Annotated in this window: 13 protein-coding genes; all 13 read left to right on the forward strand. The window is 40.7% G+C overall.

The window, feature by feature from the left end:
* Positions 1–68 precede the first annotated feature (68 nt).
* The 13 genes from HMPREF9455_RS12205 to HMPREF9455_RS12265 all read left to right on the forward strand — a co-directional run bounded on the left by HMPREF9455_RS12205 (position 69) and on the right by HMPREF9455_RS12265 (position 20,183).
* Positions 69–992 (forward strand): hypothetical protein, encoded by a 924-nt coding sequence (locus HMPREF9455_RS12205; protein WP_006800009.1) that lies wholly within the window; start codon positions 69–71, stop codon positions 990–992.
* Between the two features lie 84 nt (positions 993–1,076).
* Entirely contained in the window at positions 1,077–2,285 is a 1,209-nt protein-coding gene (locus HMPREF9455_RS12210; RefSeq protein WP_006800010.1) for a glycoside hydrolase family 172 protein, read from the forward strand.
* 83 nt (positions 2,286–2,368) lie between these two features.
* Positions 2,369–3,493, forward strand: a complete 1,125-nt coding sequence (locus HMPREF9455_RS12215; protein ID WP_006800011.1) for a glycoside hydrolase family 183 protein — start codon at positions 2,369–2,371, stop codon at positions 3,491–3,493.
* 11 nt (positions 3,494–3,504) lie between these two features.
* Positions 3,505–4,929, forward strand: coding sequence for a glycoside hydrolase family 183 protein (locus tag HMPREF9455_RS12220; RefSeq protein ID WP_006800012.1), 1,425 nt, complete (start codon positions 3,505–3,507; stop codon positions 4,927–4,929).
* Positions 4,930–4,972: 43 nt separating this feature from the next.
* Entirely contained in the window at positions 4,973–6,655 is a 1,683-nt protein-coding gene (locus tag HMPREF9455_RS12225; RefSeq protein WP_006800013.1) for a ribulokinase, read from the forward strand.
* A gap of 716 nt (positions 6,656–7,371) precedes the next feature.
* Entirely contained in the window at positions 7,372–7,965 is a 594-nt protein-coding gene (locus HMPREF9455_RS12230; RefSeq protein WP_006800014.1) for an RNA polymerase sigma-70 factor, read from the forward strand.
* Between the two features lie 106 nt (positions 7,966–8,071).
* The gene (locus tag HMPREF9455_RS12235; RefSeq protein WP_006800015.1) at positions 8,072–9,076 is read left to right on the forward strand and encodes a FecR family protein; all 1,005 of its coding nucleotides are present in this window, start codon (positions 8,072–8,074) and stop codon (positions 9,074–9,076) included.
* 115 nt (positions 9,077–9,191) lie between these two features.
* Positions 9,192–12,560 carry a TonB-dependent receptor gene (locus HMPREF9455_RS12240; protein WP_006800016.1) on the forward strand — a complete coding sequence of 1,123 codons (3,369 nt, stop codon included), beginning with the start codon at positions 9,192–9,194 and terminating at the stop codon, positions 12,558–12,560.
* Positions 12,561–12,593: 33 nt separating this feature from the next.
* Positions 12,594–14,105, forward strand: coding sequence for a RagB/SusD family nutrient uptake outer membrane protein (locus HMPREF9455_RS12245; protein WP_006800017.1), 1,512 nt, complete (start codon positions 12,594–12,596; stop codon positions 14,103–14,105).
* A gap of 28 nt (positions 14,106–14,133) precedes the next feature.
* Positions 14,134–14,409 (forward strand): LysO family transporter, encoded by a 276-nt coding sequence (locus HMPREF9455_RS12250; RefSeq protein ID WP_006800018.1) that lies wholly within the window; start codon positions 14,134–14,136, stop codon positions 14,407–14,409.
* A 2-nt stretch (positions 14,410–14,411) separates the two neighbouring features.
* The gene (locus HMPREF9455_RS12255; protein WP_006800019.1) at positions 14,412–15,014 is read left to right on the forward strand and encodes a LysO family transporter; all 603 of its coding nucleotides are present in this window, start codon (positions 14,412–14,414) and stop codon (positions 15,012–15,014) included.
* A gap of 99 nt (positions 15,015–15,113) precedes the next feature.
* Positions 15,114–18,236, forward strand: a complete 3,123-nt coding sequence (gene lacZ, locus HMPREF9455_RS12260) for a beta-galactosidase, LacZ type (RefSeq protein ID WP_006800020.1) — start codon at positions 15,114–15,116, stop codon at positions 18,234–18,236.
* 9 nt (positions 18,237–18,245) lie between these two features.
* Positions 18,246–20,183, forward strand: coding sequence for an MGH1-like glycoside hydrolase domain-containing protein (locus HMPREF9455_RS12265; protein WP_006800021.1), 1,938 nt, complete (start codon positions 18,246–18,248; stop codon positions 20,181–20,183).
* Positions 20,184–20,193: the final 10 nt, after the last annotated feature.

Below are 20,193 nucleotides of genomic sequence, written 5' to 3' on the forward strand. Positions count from 1 at the left end.
GGAACGGAAACGACTGACTCCTGTTCTCCTTACTGATACAAGTAATAGTGAATATAAAATATTATCTTATGAAATCTTTTAAATATATTTTCTATATTCTTTTAATAGTTTTGGGAATCAGTTCTTGCAAGAGTGATAATGATATGCCTGAATTTCCAACTAAATATGCAAGAATTATTCAAAAAACGATAACTGTAAAAACTGCAGAAAGATATAATGTAACGATACATCCGATTTTTGACAGTGAAGAAACGGCGAAAGAGAAATTTGTGTGGAGTGTATCTGATGAGAGCCTTGTCTCTCTTCATACTCATTCGGATAATTCTCTCACAATCAAAGGTCTTGTTCCTGGGCAAACAACCCTCAAGCTAGAATCTGAAGATGGGAAATTACAATATTATTCAACCGTGAATGTGATGAAATCGCCTGATTTTGAGCCTATATTTATAGACTTTGGTCCTATAATATCTCCTTCGCCATTTAATAATTTTCAAAAGCCATCCGATAAAAAACTTGAGAATTTAATAAATAAATATGGAGAGGATACCGGGTATTCAATTGAAATTGCAGGCTCTTTCAACGATTTTGAAATAATTCGCAATATCCCTAATACTTTGGGATTTCCATCAGAGGCTTCCAATGACATGTTTTTCAATGATGGAATAAATGTATCTTCTGCTGGTTTTACTCTATCGGCCTTGAATAAAGACTTTAAGTATTCATTCATATTTTATTCGGCGATCGACGATAATAATACTGAAAATGAATATATCGTTGAAGGTTTGAACCGCAGTTCGGCAACGCTTAGTACGGCTCATAATCAATCGGGAGTAGCAACCGTTAAGAATATTATTCCGGATGATGATGGCAAAATACATATAACCTTACAAGCCGGACCTAATAATACTCAATGGGCAAGATTCTATAACATTAATGCAATGATCATTATTTCAGAGTACGATGAACTTGCTTTTCCTCTGAAATTTGAATGATCGTGTATTGTGAGTATTAATATCTTGGTCTGCCTCTTTTTGGGGGGCAGATCTTGAGAAGTTTTAGATAAATAATTTATTATTATGAAAAAGAAACCATTAAAACTGGTCTTGATTTGTTTATTACTTACGTTATTTTGTATACCGGATCTAGTAGCGCAGAATCCCGTTCCCGGAACTATGTATGAGCTATCGCAAATGAAAAACGGTATGCGAAACCGGCGCATTAGCAGTAATGATCCCGCAGGAGGAGTTCTGGATCATCTTTCAGATATACGTCCGGGGGAAAAACGTATAATCGCCGATATACCCGGCTCCGGTATTATAAACCATATATGGATAACAATGGCTCCCGAGCCTCATGTTTTGAACCGTAGCGATGTTATAATCCGTATGTACTGGGATGGCAATGCTTATCCTTCTGTTGAATCTCCTATCGGGCCGTTCTTTGGTCAGGGATGGAATGAACGGTACAATTACTCGGCGTTGCCTATTACTGCAGGTCCTGCAAATGGTACCTCGATGGTATCGTATTTCTCCATGCCTTTTGCTCAGGGGGCCAGGATCGAAATTGAAAACCAGTCGGATGTAAATCTTGAAAAATTTTATTTCTATGTAGATTATTATGAGACTAAAAAATTACCGACCGATTTGGGCCGATTCCATGCCTGGTACAATCAGGAGCTGACAGAGGCTGCGCCGGAAGGGGAAACAGAATGGGCTGTAATCGGAAAACAAGACAACAATACAACAGGCGACCGCAATTATGTATTTGCTGATATCAAAGGTAAAGGACATTTTGTAGGGCTTAATTATTATGTCCATTGTCCTTCTCCAATCTGGTATGGTGAAGGGGACGACTTTTGGTTTATTGATGGTGAAGAAGAAGCTTCATTGTTGGGGACGGGTACGGAAGACCTTTTCAATACATCATGGTGTCCAAAGGAGGCTTATTCGCATCCATACTTCGGATATCCTCGTGTAAACAATGATGTTGGCTGGCTGGGACGTACACATATATATCGCTTCTTTATAGAAGATCCTGTTTTCTTCCAAAAAAGCCTGAAAGCAAGTATAGAACACGGACATGCAAATAATCTTACATTGGATTTGGCTACCGTCGCATACTGGTATCAGTCGGAAGCCTGCCCTTTACCTCCTGCTCCATCGAAAGAAGTGCGTAAATTGAAGCCGTTTATCAATGTGCCGGATATGCATCGCTGGCGTCATGAGTGGAGAAAAAACAGGGGAGAAGATTCTAAACTTTGGGGTAATGAAATGCCTAAACAATAATTGTAAATAAGCCATAATACCCCTTCCTAAAGTCAGAGAGGGGGTATTGTCTTTCATCAGAAGAATTTACGAATGATATTGATATGAAATTATCACGCGCAATTAAACATATATTTCTCTTAGGTGGATTTCTTTCACCTTTAGTCGTAATGAGCGACGATGTGAAAGAAGATTCCGGCACTTCAAAAAACAGAAAGCATCTAAAGGTAAAAAAAGTAGAGCGGGTTGCCCGTATAACGGGAACTCCGGTAGATGGTGAAAATCTGCTCTCTTCTAACAACACAACTACCATGTATGATGTGGGAGGTACGGACCTCGGTATTGTTTGGGAAATGAATCAGGGAAAATATGGGATTTTTCTTGGCGATACTTTTGGTAAAGGATTCATCCCCGACCAAAATGACCCGGCAGACTTCGGTGATAATTGGCGATGCAACGTTTTAGCCTTTTCTAATGACTGTAATCTTGAAGACGGATTGAGCATTGACAGCATGGCCTCAGATGAAAATGACAACGCCAGAGAACTTATTCCCGGAGGAAAAGATAAGTCGGGTAATGGAGACTGGACATCTATCCCGACAGCAGCTATTCGGGCAAATAATAAGGATTATGTACACTATTTCAATATGAGGAATTGGACGGGATGGATAACCAACTATTCAGGCCTTTACAAATCGGAAGACGATGGGAAAACATGGGGGAAATGTACAACAGTCCATTTTACTTCAGATAGTAATTTTGGACAAGCCGGATATTATAAGAAGGATGGCTATGTGTATATGGTAGGAACGGAAACTGGCCGGCATAGCAATCCCCGCCTGGCAAGGTTCAACGAAAAAGATATAGAAAATCAATCCTTGTATGAATACTGGAATAAGGATCACAATGAGTGGATCAGAGGTGATGAATCTCAAGCTACTAACCTGTTTGAAGACACAGTGGGTGAACTGTCTATTGCATATCACAACAAGTATAAATGTTGGATTATAACATATTTCTGTGCAGCCAGGTATAATATATCGATACGCTATGCAGAAGAATTGACGGGTCAGTGGAGTAAACCTCAGATATTGGCTACAGGGGAAGAATACCCTCAGTTATATGGTTCATATATACACCCTGTGTCGCTGGATGGCGATGACCTGTATTTTTTAATGTCGATGTGGAGGCCGTATAATGTGTTCCTGATGAGGGCAGAATTGGAATAATAAATATTGATATGAAGACTCGATTATTTAAATATATAGTTAATATATGGGCGTTAGCCTTTTTTACAGGATTCTATTCATGTAGTAAAGATGGTGAGGATGAACCCTATATCCCTATTGACGAAATTACGGTCTCAATAGCGGAACTGGTACCCGATAAGGAAACAAAAGCAGTTTCTACGACACTTACTTTTAAAAATATAGGAGAGATAGATTATCTGTTGATTACAAAAAGCGGAGGTGAGAGTTATTCTGCGAAGATAGAAAAACCGGAATTGTCTGCCTCTTATCCATTCAGATATATGGTAAAAAAAACAGACCCGGAATCCTTTCGGCTGTTATTGACTGCTTATTACAAGGACGGAAATAAATCGAAAGAAAAAGTTCTGACTATAGATAATCGTTGGGGATTTTTTATTCGTAAGGTTTCCCGTACGGCACGTATAACTGGAAACCCTATGTCTGGCGAACAATTCCCTACCCCGAATAATACAGCACAGAAATGGAATGTGGGAGGAACCGATCTGGGTATTATCTGGGAAATGAATCCGGGAAAATATGGGATTTTCTTTGGGGATACATTCGGACGCGACTTTTCGCCTAACTCTGCCGCTCCCGGTCCTAACGGCGGGAGTTGGCGCAGTAATGTTCTTGCCTTTTCGGATGATAATGATCTTGAAGATGGATTGACATTCAATAGTATGGCTGTAGACGTGTCGGGTAATGCCCGTGAAATTATATATGGAGGAAAAGATGCGTCGGGTAATGGAGACTGGACATCTATTCCGACAGCAGCTATCCGCGCAAATAATATAGATTATGTACATTATTTTAATATGAAAAACTGGACGGGATGGATTACCAATTATTCAGGTATGTATAAATCTATAGATAACGGTCAAACATGGGCAAAATGTGAAAACGTACGTTTTTCGTCCAATAGTAATTTTGGCCAGGGAGGATATTTTAAGAAAGATGGATATGTGTATATGATTGGAACTCAAACAGGACGTGACAGTAATGCTCGCCTGGCCCGGTTCAAAGAACAGCATATAGAGGATCAGGCTAATTATGAATTCTGGAATAGCTTAACCAAACAATGGCTTAAAGGTGATGAAGAACAGGCTACGAACATCTTTAACGATAAAGTGGGAGAACTGTCATTTATATATAACCAGAAGCATAATAAATGGATCATATCCTATTTTAATGCCGATAGATATAACATAACCATGCGTACGGCAACAGAAATAACCGGACCTTGGAGTGAACCTTATGAATTGGCCTCGGGAGTGGAATATGCGCAGTTGTACGGTTCTTATTTTCATCCGTTGTCGGTTGATGGCGACAACCTGTATTTTTTGATGTCGATGTGGTTGCCATACAATGTATTCCTGATGAAAGCGGAATTGGCAGATATGGGCAGTTTCGACTAACATCCCGAAATATAAAAGAACTTATTTAATAATAAAAAGATATATGATGAATAGAAAATATGTAATAGGAGTAGACTTCGGGACAGATTCGTGCCGTGCCGTGATAATCGATGTAGAGAATGGAGAAGAAATGGCTTCGTCAGTAAAGTACTATCCTCGCTGGAAGAAAGGATTATACTGCGATCCGCAAGTAAACCAATATAGGCAACATCCGCAAGATTACATTGATACGCTCGAAGCTGCAGTCAAGGATTCTTTATCGAACGCACCGGGGAATATTGCCGAAGATATAATAGGTCTCTCATTCGATATGACCGCAAGTACGCCGGTACTTGTGGATAAACAGGGAACACCTTTAGCTTTACTGGATGAGTATAAGGATAATCCCAATGCTATGTTTGTTTTATGGAAAGATCATACGGCCATAAAGGAGTCCATAGAGATTAATGAACTGGCGAAAGAGTGGGTTGTCGATTTCACTGCTTATGAAGGAGGTATTTACTCCGCCGAATGGGTATGGTCTAAAGTATTACATGTGCTTCGTGTAGATGAAAAAGTCCGCGAAAAGGCCTATTCATGGATAGAACATACCGATTGGATACCGGCATTACTGACCGGTAATACAAGACCGGAGAGTGTTCTCCGCAGCCGTTGTGCTGCAGGCCATAAAGCGATGTGGCATGAGCAATGGAATGGTCTTCCCTCCGAAGAGTTTCTCACAGAACTTTCTCCATTATTGTCAGGATTCCGTTCTCATCTGTTTGAGAAAACATATCCTTCGGATACCTGTGCCGGGACTCTTACTTCCGAATGGGCTTCACGTCTGGGACTGACAACGAAAGTTAAGGTGGGGATAGGAGCTATAGATTGCCATATGGGAGCGGTCGGTGCCGGTATAACACCCGGAGCATTTGTTCGTGTTATGGGAACATCTACCTGCGATATAATGGTTGTGCCCTATGATGAGATGAAGGGTAAGCTTATTCCCGGTATTTGCGGACAGGTAGATGGTTCGGTTTTTCCCGGATATATAGGCCTTGAGGCGGGACAGTCGGCTTTTGGAGATTTGTATGCATGGTTCCGGAAATTATTGGAATGGCCGCTAACCAATATTCTATCCAGATCAGAATTACTCAACGACGAATTGAAATCTAAACTGGTAGAAGAAGTGAGTGATACTATTATTCCCCTCCTTTCGGAAGAGGCGATGAAAGTTCCCGTGGAAAAAAGTACGATTGTAGCTACCGATTGGATGCATGGACGCCGTACGCCGGATGCAAATCAGCTGCTTACAGGAACAATTGCAGGTTTGACTCTCGGAAGTTCTGCCCCATTGATTTTCAGGGCATTGGTTGAGGCTACTGCATTTGGGTCTAAGGCGATTATAGAACGTTTTATAGAATCTGGTATTGAAATAAAAGAAGTAATCGGCATTGGAGGTATTTCGTTGAAAGCACCTTTTGTAATGCAGACGTTATCAGATGTAATAGGTTTACCGATAAAAGTCGCCCGTTCGCAGCAGACCTGCGCATTGGGTGCGGCAATGTTCGCGGCTGTCGTTGCAGGAAAGTATAATACAGTGCAGGAAGCACAGCTGAAAATGGGACAAGGTTATATCTATGAGTACAAACCTAACCGGGGAAATTTTGAGCGATATAAAGAATTGTATGGGAAGTATTTGTCTTTGGGAAAATTTACTGAATCCGGTCATATACTAAATTCATAAATATTATATTCTTAGGGTAAATGTACGAAAATCGGCAACATTTCAGTCTACAATATTCTCACACAGAGACGCTAAGATACAAAAAGGTAACAAAGGTAACAGATATATAAGTAAACAGTAAACAATTAGAAGCTCTTTATACTTATTACTCAGTACTTACTACTTTGAAAAGGTAACAAAAGTAACACTTTTATAATTCTTGTAGGGGCAGGTCTTGTGCCTGCCCGTTATGCGACAAGTAGTCAACCACAAGGGATTGCCTCTACATGAATCCTCAAAAAGTAACAAAGGTTACACATTTTCACTCATTTGCTAATATGCTAATTTTAACTACACTTCGTTCCGTTGAACGATGTTTCCAATCTGCTAATTAATTTTTCAAAGAACTCTCAGCTAACAGTTAAAAGCTATCAGCTTACTGTATAGATAAACTTCTTTAAAAAAAAATTTGGGTTTGCACTGATTATATTCTTCCAACAGAACGGAATTTTGGATATTTTACAATAAATATTTACATAAATCATTTTTATAAACTTCAGATATATACAATCTTGAAATGTAAATTGCAAATCGGCGAACCCAAATCTTGAAAGATACTTCTGAAAGTATATTTGTGGAAAATTTAAATAGGCTCCAAATAAAATTAACCTTAAAAAAGAGAAAGATCTCAATAAAATTTATAGTTTCGTACAATTTGATCTTTATAGACTTATTGGATGCGAAAAGATCCTGAACACAAAGGAATTATTATAGATGAATCTACATTGAAAGAACTTTTTAATGTATATTCCGATAACTTGTGTACTTTTCTCAACTATTACACCCATGATAAACAGTTAATAGAAGACATTATACAGGATGTCTTTATCAGTCTTTGGGAAGAACGGGATACAATAAATATCTTTTACATAAAAACATACCTCTACAATGCCGCCCGCAACAAAGTATTAAATTCCCTGCGCGACGAACAAAACAGATCTCTTTTGCTCGAAAGGTGGGCCAGTCGGGAACTGGAAAAGCAAAAGGCCCGGGATTGTATAAATATGGAAGAGTTTAGCTCTGTATATCAGCAGGCTATTAATAGTTTACCTGAAAAATGCAGAGAAATATTCACTCTGAGCAGAGAGCAAAACAAAACATACAGGGAAATTGCCGGAGAGAAAGACTTATCTGTAAAAACAGTGGAGGCTCAAATGTCTATTGCAATAAAAAAGGTGAGAGAGTATATTCTTAATTATTACAATGGAAAAAATATTCTACCTACAATAATAATAACCCTGGCTATACAATTTCTGTCTTTATTTGATTGATAATGATAGAAATATGGTGATCCTTTCAATTTGGTTCAAAAAAAATGAAAATAGTTTAGGGGTATTTGGATAGCTTACGTGTCTAATAATAAAACAAAGCAGAAATATGAATCATGCACATATTCCATATGATGAAATAGCCGGATATATTCGTCAGGAATTATCTGAACAGGAAAGGCATAAAGTAGATATGTGGATTAATAGTTCTGCCGAAAACCGTAAACTATTCGAGCAATTATTAAATGAGTGGGAAAATATCTACGACAGTCCGGAACAGTCGGTTCGCGCAGACAAGGACAAAATATGGTCGGGCATATCTTCGCACATAAGGACATCGCTTCCGGTAAAATCATATACAAGGAAGATTCTTATCAAAGTTGCGGGTATTGCAGCTATGCTTGCGATTATCGTTGGTGTTGCAGCTACTGTTTTTGTGAAATCTACCATAGATTCGGCTTTTCTATCCCAATCGGTCACAACGATAGAAACCAGGCAGGGACAGAAAATGCAAATGACTCTTCCCGATGGTACAAAAGTATGGCTCAATTCCGGCTCGAAGCTGACATATGCAGGAGACTTCAATCGTTCCGAACGTATTGTAAACCTTGAAGGAGAAGCTTTTTTTAATGTGACAAAAAATCAAAGTAAAAAATTCAAGGTAAGAACATCGGGTGTCGATATAGAGGTAAAGGGGACTTCCTTTGATGTATCGGCTTATAACGACGACCGAGAAATAAGCGTGTCCCTCCTGGAAGGAAAGGTGGTCATTACCGATAAAACGGGAAAATATATGACAGACCTTAATCCCGACGAACTGGCTATCATTTCGCGACAAAATCTGAAGTACACCCTGTTTAAGGATGATGCGAATACTTATCGCTCATGGACAGAGGATCAACTGATATTCTATAATGAGGATATATATGAAGTGGCCAAGAAACTGGAACGCTGGTATGGTATTAATATTAAACTGGTAAACCCTAATGAAAAACAGAAATATACATTCTCGGTAAAAACCGAATCTTTGCGCGAATTGCTCGAATTATTTAATAAGTTAACCCCAATCGATTATAAAATAAATGGAAAGGAGGTGACCATTATCAATAAGTGACCTTAGATATCAATACTATTGAAACAGATTAATTAACCTTTCTTTATGATTCCGGAATAGACATCAACTCTATTTCTTAATATATTAATTATTAACAATATAAATAAGTTTTGCTATGCAAAGAAAAACACTTTCACTTTGCGTTCTGTTCTTTGTTTGCTTTTCACTGGCGGTTTTTCCTCAGAGCAAAGAAAAAATAGACCTTACCCTGAACAATATAACCTTAAAGGAGTTTTTTTCTACGATAGAGAAAAAGCTGGGGTATTCATTCATGTATAGTAATGTCGACATAGATGACAGCAAACGTATATCTGTAAACGAAAAAAATGCAGACATAAATTCGCTGCTCGTCAGCGCCCTCAAAAATCAGGCTATCAGTTACGAAATATCGTCAAATAAAATAATTCTGACTAAAGCCGGAAGTATAACACCTCAACAAACGCAGCCTCAGAAAAAGATAAGGGGAAATATTGTCGATGATCTTAATGAACCTGTAATCGGAGTAAGCGTTGTTATCAAAGGCACAACCAGAGGTACTACCACCGATGTAGACGGTAATTTCGATATCGACGCATCATCCGGCGAAACATTGCTCATATCATATGTAGGCTTCGAAAAACAAGAAATCAGAATAGGAAACCAGACTTCATTTGATATCCGGCTGAAAGAAGATAATAAAATTCTGGACGAAGTAGTTGTTATCGGTTATGGTACATTGAAAAAGAGCGATTTGACAGGGTCTCTGGCTTCTGTCGACACAAAAGATATAGCAACAAAGGCGACAAGCAATCCTGTAGAAGCATTGCAAGGAGTCGTTGCCGGTGTTAATATCCAGAAAAACAGCGGACTGGCCGGAGCGGGAGCTGCTGTGAAAATCAGAGGGGTCAATACATTCGGAAGCAATGAGCCTCTTTATGTTATCGACGGATTTCCGGGCGATATATCCACTGTTAATCCAAACGATATAGCATCGATGGAAATCCTCAAAGATGCGGCCGCTGCGGCTATCTATGGCTCCGTAGCAGCCAATGGGGTAGTCATAGTGACGACCAAAAACGGTAAGCAGGGAAAAATTCAGGTGGATATAAATTCTTATGTAAGTATTACGGAAACAGCCAAGAGACTAAAAATGCTTGATGCAAACGGCTACCTTACTGTGCACAAGCGAATGTATGATGAATATAACAAACATGCTTCAGCACCTGTTGACCTTCCGGCTTATCTTACAAATCCGGGTGCAAACAATACCAATTGGCAGGATGAGGTTTTCAGAACTGGTCTTTCCTCTACTCAGAGTATCGCTGTGCGCGGTGGACAGGGAGACACACGTTACGCATTATCAGGTAATCTCACAGAAGAAAAAGGGATCGTTCTATCCAATAACCTTATGCAGCAGAATGCCAGAATGAAAATCAGCACTAAGAAAAATATATTCACCATTGATGGCAATCTGGCTTTTACCGGAAAGAAGAGGAAAACCCCGAATTTCAGTTTGAAGGAAGTGTATATGATTTCGCCTCTGGTGGGTGTATATGACGAGAATGAAAAAGACGGTTTTGCCCTTACAAACTGGGGTGATATTCCAAACAATGTGAATGTAATGGCAAATGATCACTATATCAGAAGCTGGACGAAGAGCCAGGAGGTTGCCGGGAATATTGCTGTAGGAGTGGATATAATGAAAGGCTTGACCTTCAAAACCAGCTATTCATACAGGGGTAATAATACTCAGTCATATTATCATAACCCGCCTTTCACTTCCGATTTTAAAAATCCTTATGAATATACATATTATGAGGAAAACAGAAGTTATTGGGAGGAACAGGTGTTTGATAACCTGTTGAACTATAATGCTACCTTTAATAAGCACTCGGTAAATGCGATGCTGGGAACATCTCTGGATTTGCAGTCGTACAACTGGAACAGTGTCGGCGCAGAAGGTAAAAATACAGTTTATTCTATAGAAAACGGGACTATTAAAACCAGTGCGCTACCGGGAGGCTTTCTTGATCCGTTCTTTATGACTATAGGAGCCGGAAAAGGTGGTACATACAGTGCTGATGGCTCCAAATACAAATATAATCGCATGTCTTACTTCGGACGTGTAAACTATTCATTCGATAATCGTTATCTGTTGCAGTTTACATTCCGTCGCGACGGTTCATCCAAGTTCGGAGAAGACAGTCGTTTCGGCAATTTCCCGTCACTGGCTTTAGGATGGCGAATCACCGAGGAAGCATTCTTCCCTGAAAATACTCCGGTTTCGAACCTGAAACTGAGAGCAAGTTGGGGTAAACTGGGAAATGAGGTAGCTCTGGGATATTATGCCCATCAGGCATTGATAAGCACTTATAACAGTCTCTATATGGGATATGTACAGGGTGATGGCAATAACCCTTGGCCCGGAAGTATAGCAATGGGACTGGAGAACAAAAAACTGCAATGGGAAACCACAGTATCCAAAAATATCGGACTGGATTACGGATTTCTGAACAATAAAATTACGGGTACGATAAATTATTTCAACAATACTACAGAGGATTTGCTGATAACTAAAAGACTTGCACCTTCTGCCGGATTGGAGAATCCGACACTCAATGTAGGAAAAATGCGTAATACCGGACTGGAATTTGAATTTACCTATGCGGAAAATTCAGGAGATTTTAAATATAATGTAGGATTTAATGTTTCCCTGCTGAAAAACAAAATGGTTGCACTGGCCGATGAAGACCAGATACTATTGGGAACCGGACTGAAATTTGATACGGAGCATTTCCCGAATCAGACGAGGGTGGGATATCCTATTGGGGCATTCTTCCTCTACAAGACAGACGGTATTTTCCAGACAGAAGCTGAAGTTAATGCTCACAGAAACGATAAGGGAGAATTGTTGCAGGAAAATGCAAAACCCGGTGATATCCGCTTTGCAGATACAAACGGCGACGGTGTAATTGACGATAACGACAAGGTATATTCCGGAACAGGTCTTCCGAAAGCAGAAATAAACCTAACTTTAGGGGCATCGTTCAAAGGTTTTGATTTCAGTGCTCTTATCGGTAGCGGTTGGGGACACAAGTTATACAATGCCAACAGATATTTTTACGAGGGCATGAACTCAGGATCAAATTTCCTTGCATCCACTCTGGATTCATGGACACCGGAAAATACGAATACCAGCGTACCTCGCGCAGTCTTACAGGACCCTAACGGAAATACCCGTGAATCGGATCGTTTTCTTGAGTCCGGCGATTTTATCCGCTTGCGTCAGATACAGATCGGATACTCATTGCCTAAGTCATTACTTGCGAAGATGAAATCCGAAAATCTGAGGATATATATCAGTGGCGAAAACCTGTTTACATGGACTAAGTATAAAGGGATTGATCCTGAATTCGCACCTTCAGGTGTATTAAATACAGGGGTAGACCGTTATATATTCCCTTTCACACGTTCATATGTACTGGGTATCCAGTATACATTTTAAATGAGGCTTGTTGAATTTATAAATTTTATCGACATGAAAAAAAATCTATATATTATACTTTGTCTGGTACTTACAGGACTTTTTGTATCGTCTTGTGATGACAGGCTCGATGTGGTCTCTCCGGATGAACTTACTTCAGGTAACTTCTGGCGCAGCCAAACTGATGCGGAAGCAGGGCTTGCGGCAGTTTATTCAAAACTGGAATGTGCGACTGAAACTTGGGAATTTGCTGAAGTAAAATTTCCCGTAGAGGCTTACAGGGAGGACGTGTGCAATATCGGAAGTGATGCACTCAATTATCCTACCTGGGTAGAGTTATTCAATTTCACTTATACGAATGGCAACAGCCAGTTTTACAAATATTGGGAAATTCACTATCAGGGGATATCTTATGCTAATCAGGTGCTGGAAAAAGTTCCTTCTATCAATATGGATGAAACGTATAAAAAACAAATCCTGGCCGAAGCTCACTTCTTAAGAGGATATTACCACATGAAACTTTTGCTTAACTGGGAGAGAATAATTATCCGTAACGAATATATTACGAGTGAAGGGCAGATCAGCAAGCCATTGTCAGACAGGGGCGCTGCATGGGATTTTATAATCGCTGAATTCGAAGCGGCTACGGGTTTGCCTCAGAAACAAACACCTGAACGTACCGGACGTGCCACACAGGGAGCAGCCTATGCGTACATGGGATATTCGCTCCTTACCCGGGCTTATGAAGACACAGGTAAGAAAGTTGAATATCTGGCTAAGGCCGAAGCTGCCTTTAAAAAGGTGAAAGGCTATGAATTGGAAAAGAATTTCCTGTCTATGTTTAATGGGACAAATAAAAATTCCAAAGAATCAATTTTTGAATTACAGTTTACAGAAAATACTGCTAATGGTGCGGCATACAGGACTGCATTGCACAAATGGATATCGACCGGGGAACTGGGAGGATGGGACGAAATATTTCCTAACCAGATACTTATCGATGAATATAAAAAAGAAGGAAAGACAGCCACTACAGGCCTGTACGACTCCCGGCTATACCAAACCGTCTTTTTTAACGATTCATATTTCAATGATGTGACAGACAAGAAGGTGTACGGTTATACCTATAATGAATTATTCGGGGCTACTTCACAAAAAGCCTGTTTTAGAAAATATCTTCCTGCGACTCTGGAAGACCTGAATAAATCGAGGACAGCGGTCAATCTGCCTCTGATGCGTTATGCGGATGTATTGCTGCTGCTTGCCGAAAGCCTGAACGAACAGGGAAAAACGCCGGAAGCCATACCGCTTATCAATCAGGTAAGGGACAGGGCGGATATGCCGGAGATTCCTGCTGACTCGAATCAGGACTTTGTGAAGAAACAGATCGAGCATGAACGGATACTGGAATTTGCTCTCGAAAACACACGTTTCTATGATATGCGCCGTTGGGGTAAGGCTAAGGAAGCTTTGACCGCTGTTGGCCGGACGGGTTTTTCTTCCGACAAAAATAATTTTTACCCTATACCTTTGTTGGAAATAAAATCGAACGACCAAATAAATTAATAAACTCTTTTCAATTCATTACTTAATTATGCTTACAGTCTTTGCCATTATGCTTTTAGGAATAGGTGCCGGATACTTTCTGCGCCGCATCCCGGATATAAAAATAATCGGGAAACTGATAACCTGTTTCATATTCCTGCTCCTTTTTTTTCTGGGGATATCGGTAGGACATAATGAAAAGATAGTAAACAATCTGACAACAATTGGCTTGCAGGCTCTCATCATCACGATGGGAGCCATTGCAGGCAGCATCTTGCTGGCATGGTTTGTCTATAAAAAATTCTTTGTAAAAGGGAAAGAATAAATATGAAAGGTAGTCTGATAATCCTTGCGTTTTTTATAGCCGGAGCCCTTGCTTCATATATGGGTATATTGCCTCAGGTCGTTCTTGATAACGATTTAAGCGTGTATATCCTTTATGGCCTTATGTTTCTGGTTGGTATTAATATAGGATATGATAAGAAAGCATTATCCGCTCTCAAAAATAATAAGCATAAGGTGATACTCGTACCAGCGGCTACACTGGTCGGCACTTTGGCGGGATGTGCAATCGTCGGTATGTTTATTCCCCGCTGGAGCATTTTCGAATGTATGGCAGTAGGTTCGGGATTCGGGTATTACTCGTTATCCAGTATTTTTATTACTCAATATAAGGGGGCTGAATTAGGTACAATCGCTTTAGTCTCAAATATTATAAGGGAACTGTTTACACTGCTCGCGGCGCCGTTGCTTGTTACTTATTTCGGAAAATTGGCGCCTATCTCATCCGGCGGAGCGACGACAATGGATACTACACTTCCCATCATTACTAAATATTCCGGGCCGGAATTTGTAATAATCGCCATATTTCATGGAATTACACTCGATCTTACCGTCCCGTTCCTTGTTACTTTCTTTTGCTATTTGTAAATAAGTATAATAGGGATTTAATGATATGCTGTTTCAGTTTAACTTCTTGTTGTATTTGAATTTAACAACGTAATAAATAGGTCTGCGACCTAAATCATTATGAAAAAAATAAATCTTTTAATCGGGCTGTTTCTATTTTTACAATACAGTCTGGCTCAACAACAACCCAAAGAGTGGGAAAATCCATTGGTCAATCAGGTCAACCGTTTGCCTATGCATGCTTTTTTCAGGCCACATTCGACTAAAGAAGCTGCAATAAAACAACAGGTAAGCGACAGAGAATTATCCCTCGATGGCACATGGGATTTCCATTATGCAAAAAATCCGGCTTCGCGTCCGGCCGCTTTCTATCAAAAGGATTTTGATGTAAGGGAATGGAGTAAAATTACGGTGCCCGGAAGTTGGGAACTACAGGGCTTCGATTCGCCCATCTATACGGATGTGGCTTATCCGTTCCCCGCAAATCCTCCTTATGTTCCGCACGATTACAATCCGGTAGGTTCGTACAAACACACATTTACACTCCCTGCGCATTGGAAAGGAATGGATATAATCCTGCACTTTGGAGGGGTTGAATCCGCTTTTTACTGCTGGATAAACGGACATTATGTAGGATACAGTGAAGATAGCCGGCTCCCGGCCGAATTCCTTGTCAATGATTATCTGCAGGCCGGAACTAACGACATCGCGGTAGAAGTGTACAGATACAGCGACGGGTCTTATCTCGAAGGGCAGGATTACTGGCGGTATAGCGGTATAGAACGTAGCGTGTCTCTTCTTGCCCGTCCTAAAGTAAGAATTCAGGACTTTGAGTTGAAAGCCGATTTGGTCAATGGCTATAAAGACGGCTTATTCAGACTCAATATAGAGATGGATAAGAATACTTCTTTTATCAATTCTTCGCTGCAAATAGAAGTTGCTGAAAACGGAAAAATCATTTATTCTACAACTAAAAAATTGTCGGATAAAACGGGTAACGCGATCAGCATGGAGAATATATTTACAGCAGTGAAACCATGGAGTGCGGAGGCTCCTGACCTCTATACCCTGACTGTTTCCACATTGGACAAAGGAGGAAAAGTTTCAGAAGCTTTTTCCCATCGTTTCGGCTTCCGTACAGTGGAAATGAAGAACGGACTCTTTATGGTCAATGGTGTACCTGTTACGATTAAGGGGGTAAACCGCCATGAGTTCGAGCCGAAAACAGGCCGTACCATCACGGAGAGCAGCATGATAGAAGATATCAGGTTAATGAAGCAATTCAATATCAATGCCGTGCGTTGTAGCCATTATCCGAATATAGAGCGCTGGTACGAATTATGCGACGAATATGGCTTATATCTTGTAGATGAGGCTAATATAGAGTCTCATGGTATGGAAGCAACGGAAGCCCGGACGCTGGCAAACTTTCCTGACTGGATCGTACCGTTTCAGGAACGGGTGGAACGAATGGCGCTGCGCGATCGTAATTATACCAGTATCGTCACATGGTCGCTGGGAAATGAATCCGGATACGGTGAACATTTCGAAACGGTATATCACTGGCTGAAAAAGTTCGATGCTTCGCGTCCTGTACAATACGAAGGTGCGCGTAAGACAGGCCTTTCGGATATTTATTGTCCGATGTATGCACGCATCTGGCAATTGAGAGAGCATGTTAATCAACGTCAGAGCCGCCCGTTGATACTCTGCGAATATGCACATGCAATGGGAAACAGTGTCGGTAATCTGAAGGATTACTGGGATCTTATAGATGAGCACGACCAGTTGCAAGGCGGATTTATCTGGGATTGGGTAGACCAGACTTTCCCTATCAAAGACAAGGCCGGTAATGATATCTGGGGATATGGAGGAGATATGGGATTCGTCGGCATCCCCAACGACTCCAACTTCTGTGCCAATGGATTGGTCTTGGCGGATAGGAAGCTTCGCCCGCATATATGGGAAGTGAAAAAAGTATATCAACCTGTACGTTTCGAATCTGTTCCGTTTACAAATAATGTAGTCCGTATTACCAATAAATTCGATTTTATAAATCTGGATGACTTCGATTTCGAATGGCAGGTGAAAGCAGACGGAGAAATTATAGCCCGTAAAAATTTTGATGTACAAGGATTAAATGCGCATCAATCGAGAAATATTACACTCGATATTCCCGATTTTTCCGTCAGGGATAACACTGAATATTTTCTGCATCTTAATGCTTACTATAGGGGTAGCCATCCATTTATACCTAAAGGACACTTACAGGCATATGAACAGTTTCCTCTGTCTGTGGGTAATAAAGATATTGTAAAGAATAGGGTACAGGGTAATACCCAATCAACTGAATATGCCGACCATATTGTTGTGTCGGGTAATGCTTTCGAGGTCTCATTCTCAAAGGAAAACGGACAATTGTATTCACTCAGGAGAAATGGTAAAGAGCTGCTGCAAACGGGTATTACTCCGAATTTCTGGCGACCGCTGACCGATAATGACGTTGCTAACGGATTGGGTACACGTAGCCTGACATGGAAGGAAGCAACCGGGGAAATGACATTAGAAAACCTGACAAGTGAGAAGTCAGGTAATAATACACTCATAAAGGTTGCCTATAATCTGGGAAAACAAAATTGTAAGATTGGCATCAGTTATATGATTTGCCCGGATGGTACTATCGAAACGGATTACAAGCTGACGACAGGAGATATCGCTTTGCCCGAAATACCGAAAGTAGGCTTATATATGGTACTGCAAGGTGAATATGACCAGATGACATGGTTCGGCCGCGGACCTCATGAAAATTATTGGGACAGGAAAACATCAGCTATGGTCGATTTGTATAAAAGTGATGTTTGGAGCCAGTCCCACCCGTATATACGTCCGCAGGAAACTGCAAATAAATCCGATGTCCGGTGGTTTAGCCTGCAAAATGCAACCGGAGACGGGCTATTGATAAAAGGTAAACAGCCTCTGAGTATAAGTGCATGGAATTTTCCGATGAAAGACCTAATGTATATACCTTTCAATGTAGAGCGCAAGCATGGCGGCAGTGTAAGAAAGCAGGATATGGTATGGGTGAATATAGACTATATGCAGATGGGCGTAGGCGGGGATAATACTTGGGGAGCCCAGACTCACCCTGAATATACGATTACCCCGGAAAACATGTCGTACGGATTCACTATTATTCCGGTAGATAAAGACACAAACCTTGTAGAGACCGGTAAACAATATTAAAAGAGCGAAATGAACAGATCAAAAATATTTATGCTTCTGGCTGTTGTTACAGGAATGCTTTTATGTTCCTGTAAGGCCGGAGACAAAGCGGAACTTCAGAAAGAAGATTTAACCCTCAACTTTCCCAATCTACTTAATGTGGTTCATACCCCACAGGGAAAAGTCCGGCAGGGACAGGGCTATTTTACTGACCAAGGCTCATGGATGGGTTTCTCTATACCTGATAAAGAAGCTGGTAGCAGTGGATTTTGCGGCCCTGTCGATTTAGACCATCGCAAGTGGATCAGTAATTCTATTTGTGAAGTTTCGGTTCTGGATGAAAAAAGCACATCTATTGCATTAAGGCAAGATACGGCAATCTATTATCCGGGCAAATTGACTCTGAACCTGTCAGGCGATAAGCAAAGCATCCGGCAGGAGCTGGTTTTCATAACAGCTAATCATGCTCTCCTGAGGTGTAAATCGGATAATGAAGTTTATTTCGTGACAGAGGGATACCTGAATGACAGTCTGATATGGAATAAAGAATCGCACGGGATTACGGCGTCTTTAAAAAACGGAGAAATAATAATGATTAGTTTTCCTGAAGATATTCTGTTGGAACTATCGGCTGGCCGTTATATTGCTACATCGAAAGATATGGGTAAGCAATTCGATATTGTGATTTCATATTTCAATACAAAAGAGGATTTCTTAAAAAAGAACGGGGAAATAGTTGATATTTTAGCTAATTCCGATACTAGAGCCGAAGAACGCAATATATGCTGGAATCATTATATCGGGCAGAATCTTCGAGAAGATATGCCGGATAAGAATAACCGGATAATGGTAAAAAGCATCATGACGCTTATGAGTAACTGGCGCAGTCCCAAAGGGGCATTGCTGCACGCAGGTATTGTACCCTCGCATGCGATGAACTACTTTGTCGGATTCTGGGCATGGGATTCATGGAAGCATGCTGTTGCCCTGTCGTATCTCGATCCGGCTCTGGCAAAAGACCAGATACGGGCGATGTTCGATTATCAGGACGATGCCGGGATGATTGCAGATTGTATCTATACTGATCCTGCGGAGAATAATTACCGTGATACGAAACCTCCTTTAGCTGCCTGGGCTGTAAATGCAATATTCCAAGCCGATAAGGACACTTCTTTTGTGGCTGAAATGTACCCGAAACTACTCAGGTATCATCAATGGTGGTATAAATTCAGGGATCACGACCGGAACGGTATCTGTGAATATGGAGCAACCGACGGAACCTTAGAAGCTGCCAAGTGGGAGAGCGGCATGGATAACGCCATACGTTTCGATGATGCAAAAATGGTGAAAAACGGAGAGAAAGCATGGAGTATGGATCAGGAATCCATCGACCTGAATGCTTATCTGCAATACGAATATTCGCTGTTGAAAGAGTTCGCCGCAATCTTGAATATTCCTTTTAACGAGCCGGACAGTAAAAGCCTTATTCAGGATTATTTTTTCGATAAAGAAACAGGGTACTTTTTTGATAAGAAACTGAATAAACCGTTCATAAAAGTATTCGGTCCCGAAGGGTGGACTCCGCTATGGACAGGACTGGCAACTAAAGAGCAGGCGGATGAAGCCATTAAAATCATGTTCGATGCGAAAAAGTTCTCCACATACATTCCTTTTCCTACTGCTGCCGCAGACAATCCTGAATTTGCGCCGAGGGGATACTGGCGGGGACCTATCTGGATCGATCAGGTTTATTTTGCCATATCCGGCATACGGAAGTATGGATATGCAAAAGAGGCGGATATGTATACACAGCAGGTTTTTGACCGTTTGCAAGGTTTGGAAGACGATGCGCCGATACATGAAAACTATGACGTGTATACAGGAGAACGGCTAAAAGCTTCGCATTTCAGCTGGTCGGCGGCACATCTGTTTTTATTGTATAAGGAATATAAAAAGGGATATAAATAAACTTACCCGC

Source organism: Dysgonomonas gadei ATCC BAA-286, from assembly GCF_000213555.1.
Lineage (GTDB): Bacteria > Bacteroidota > Bacteroidia > Bacteroidales > Dysgonomonadaceae > Dysgonomonas > Dysgonomonas gadei.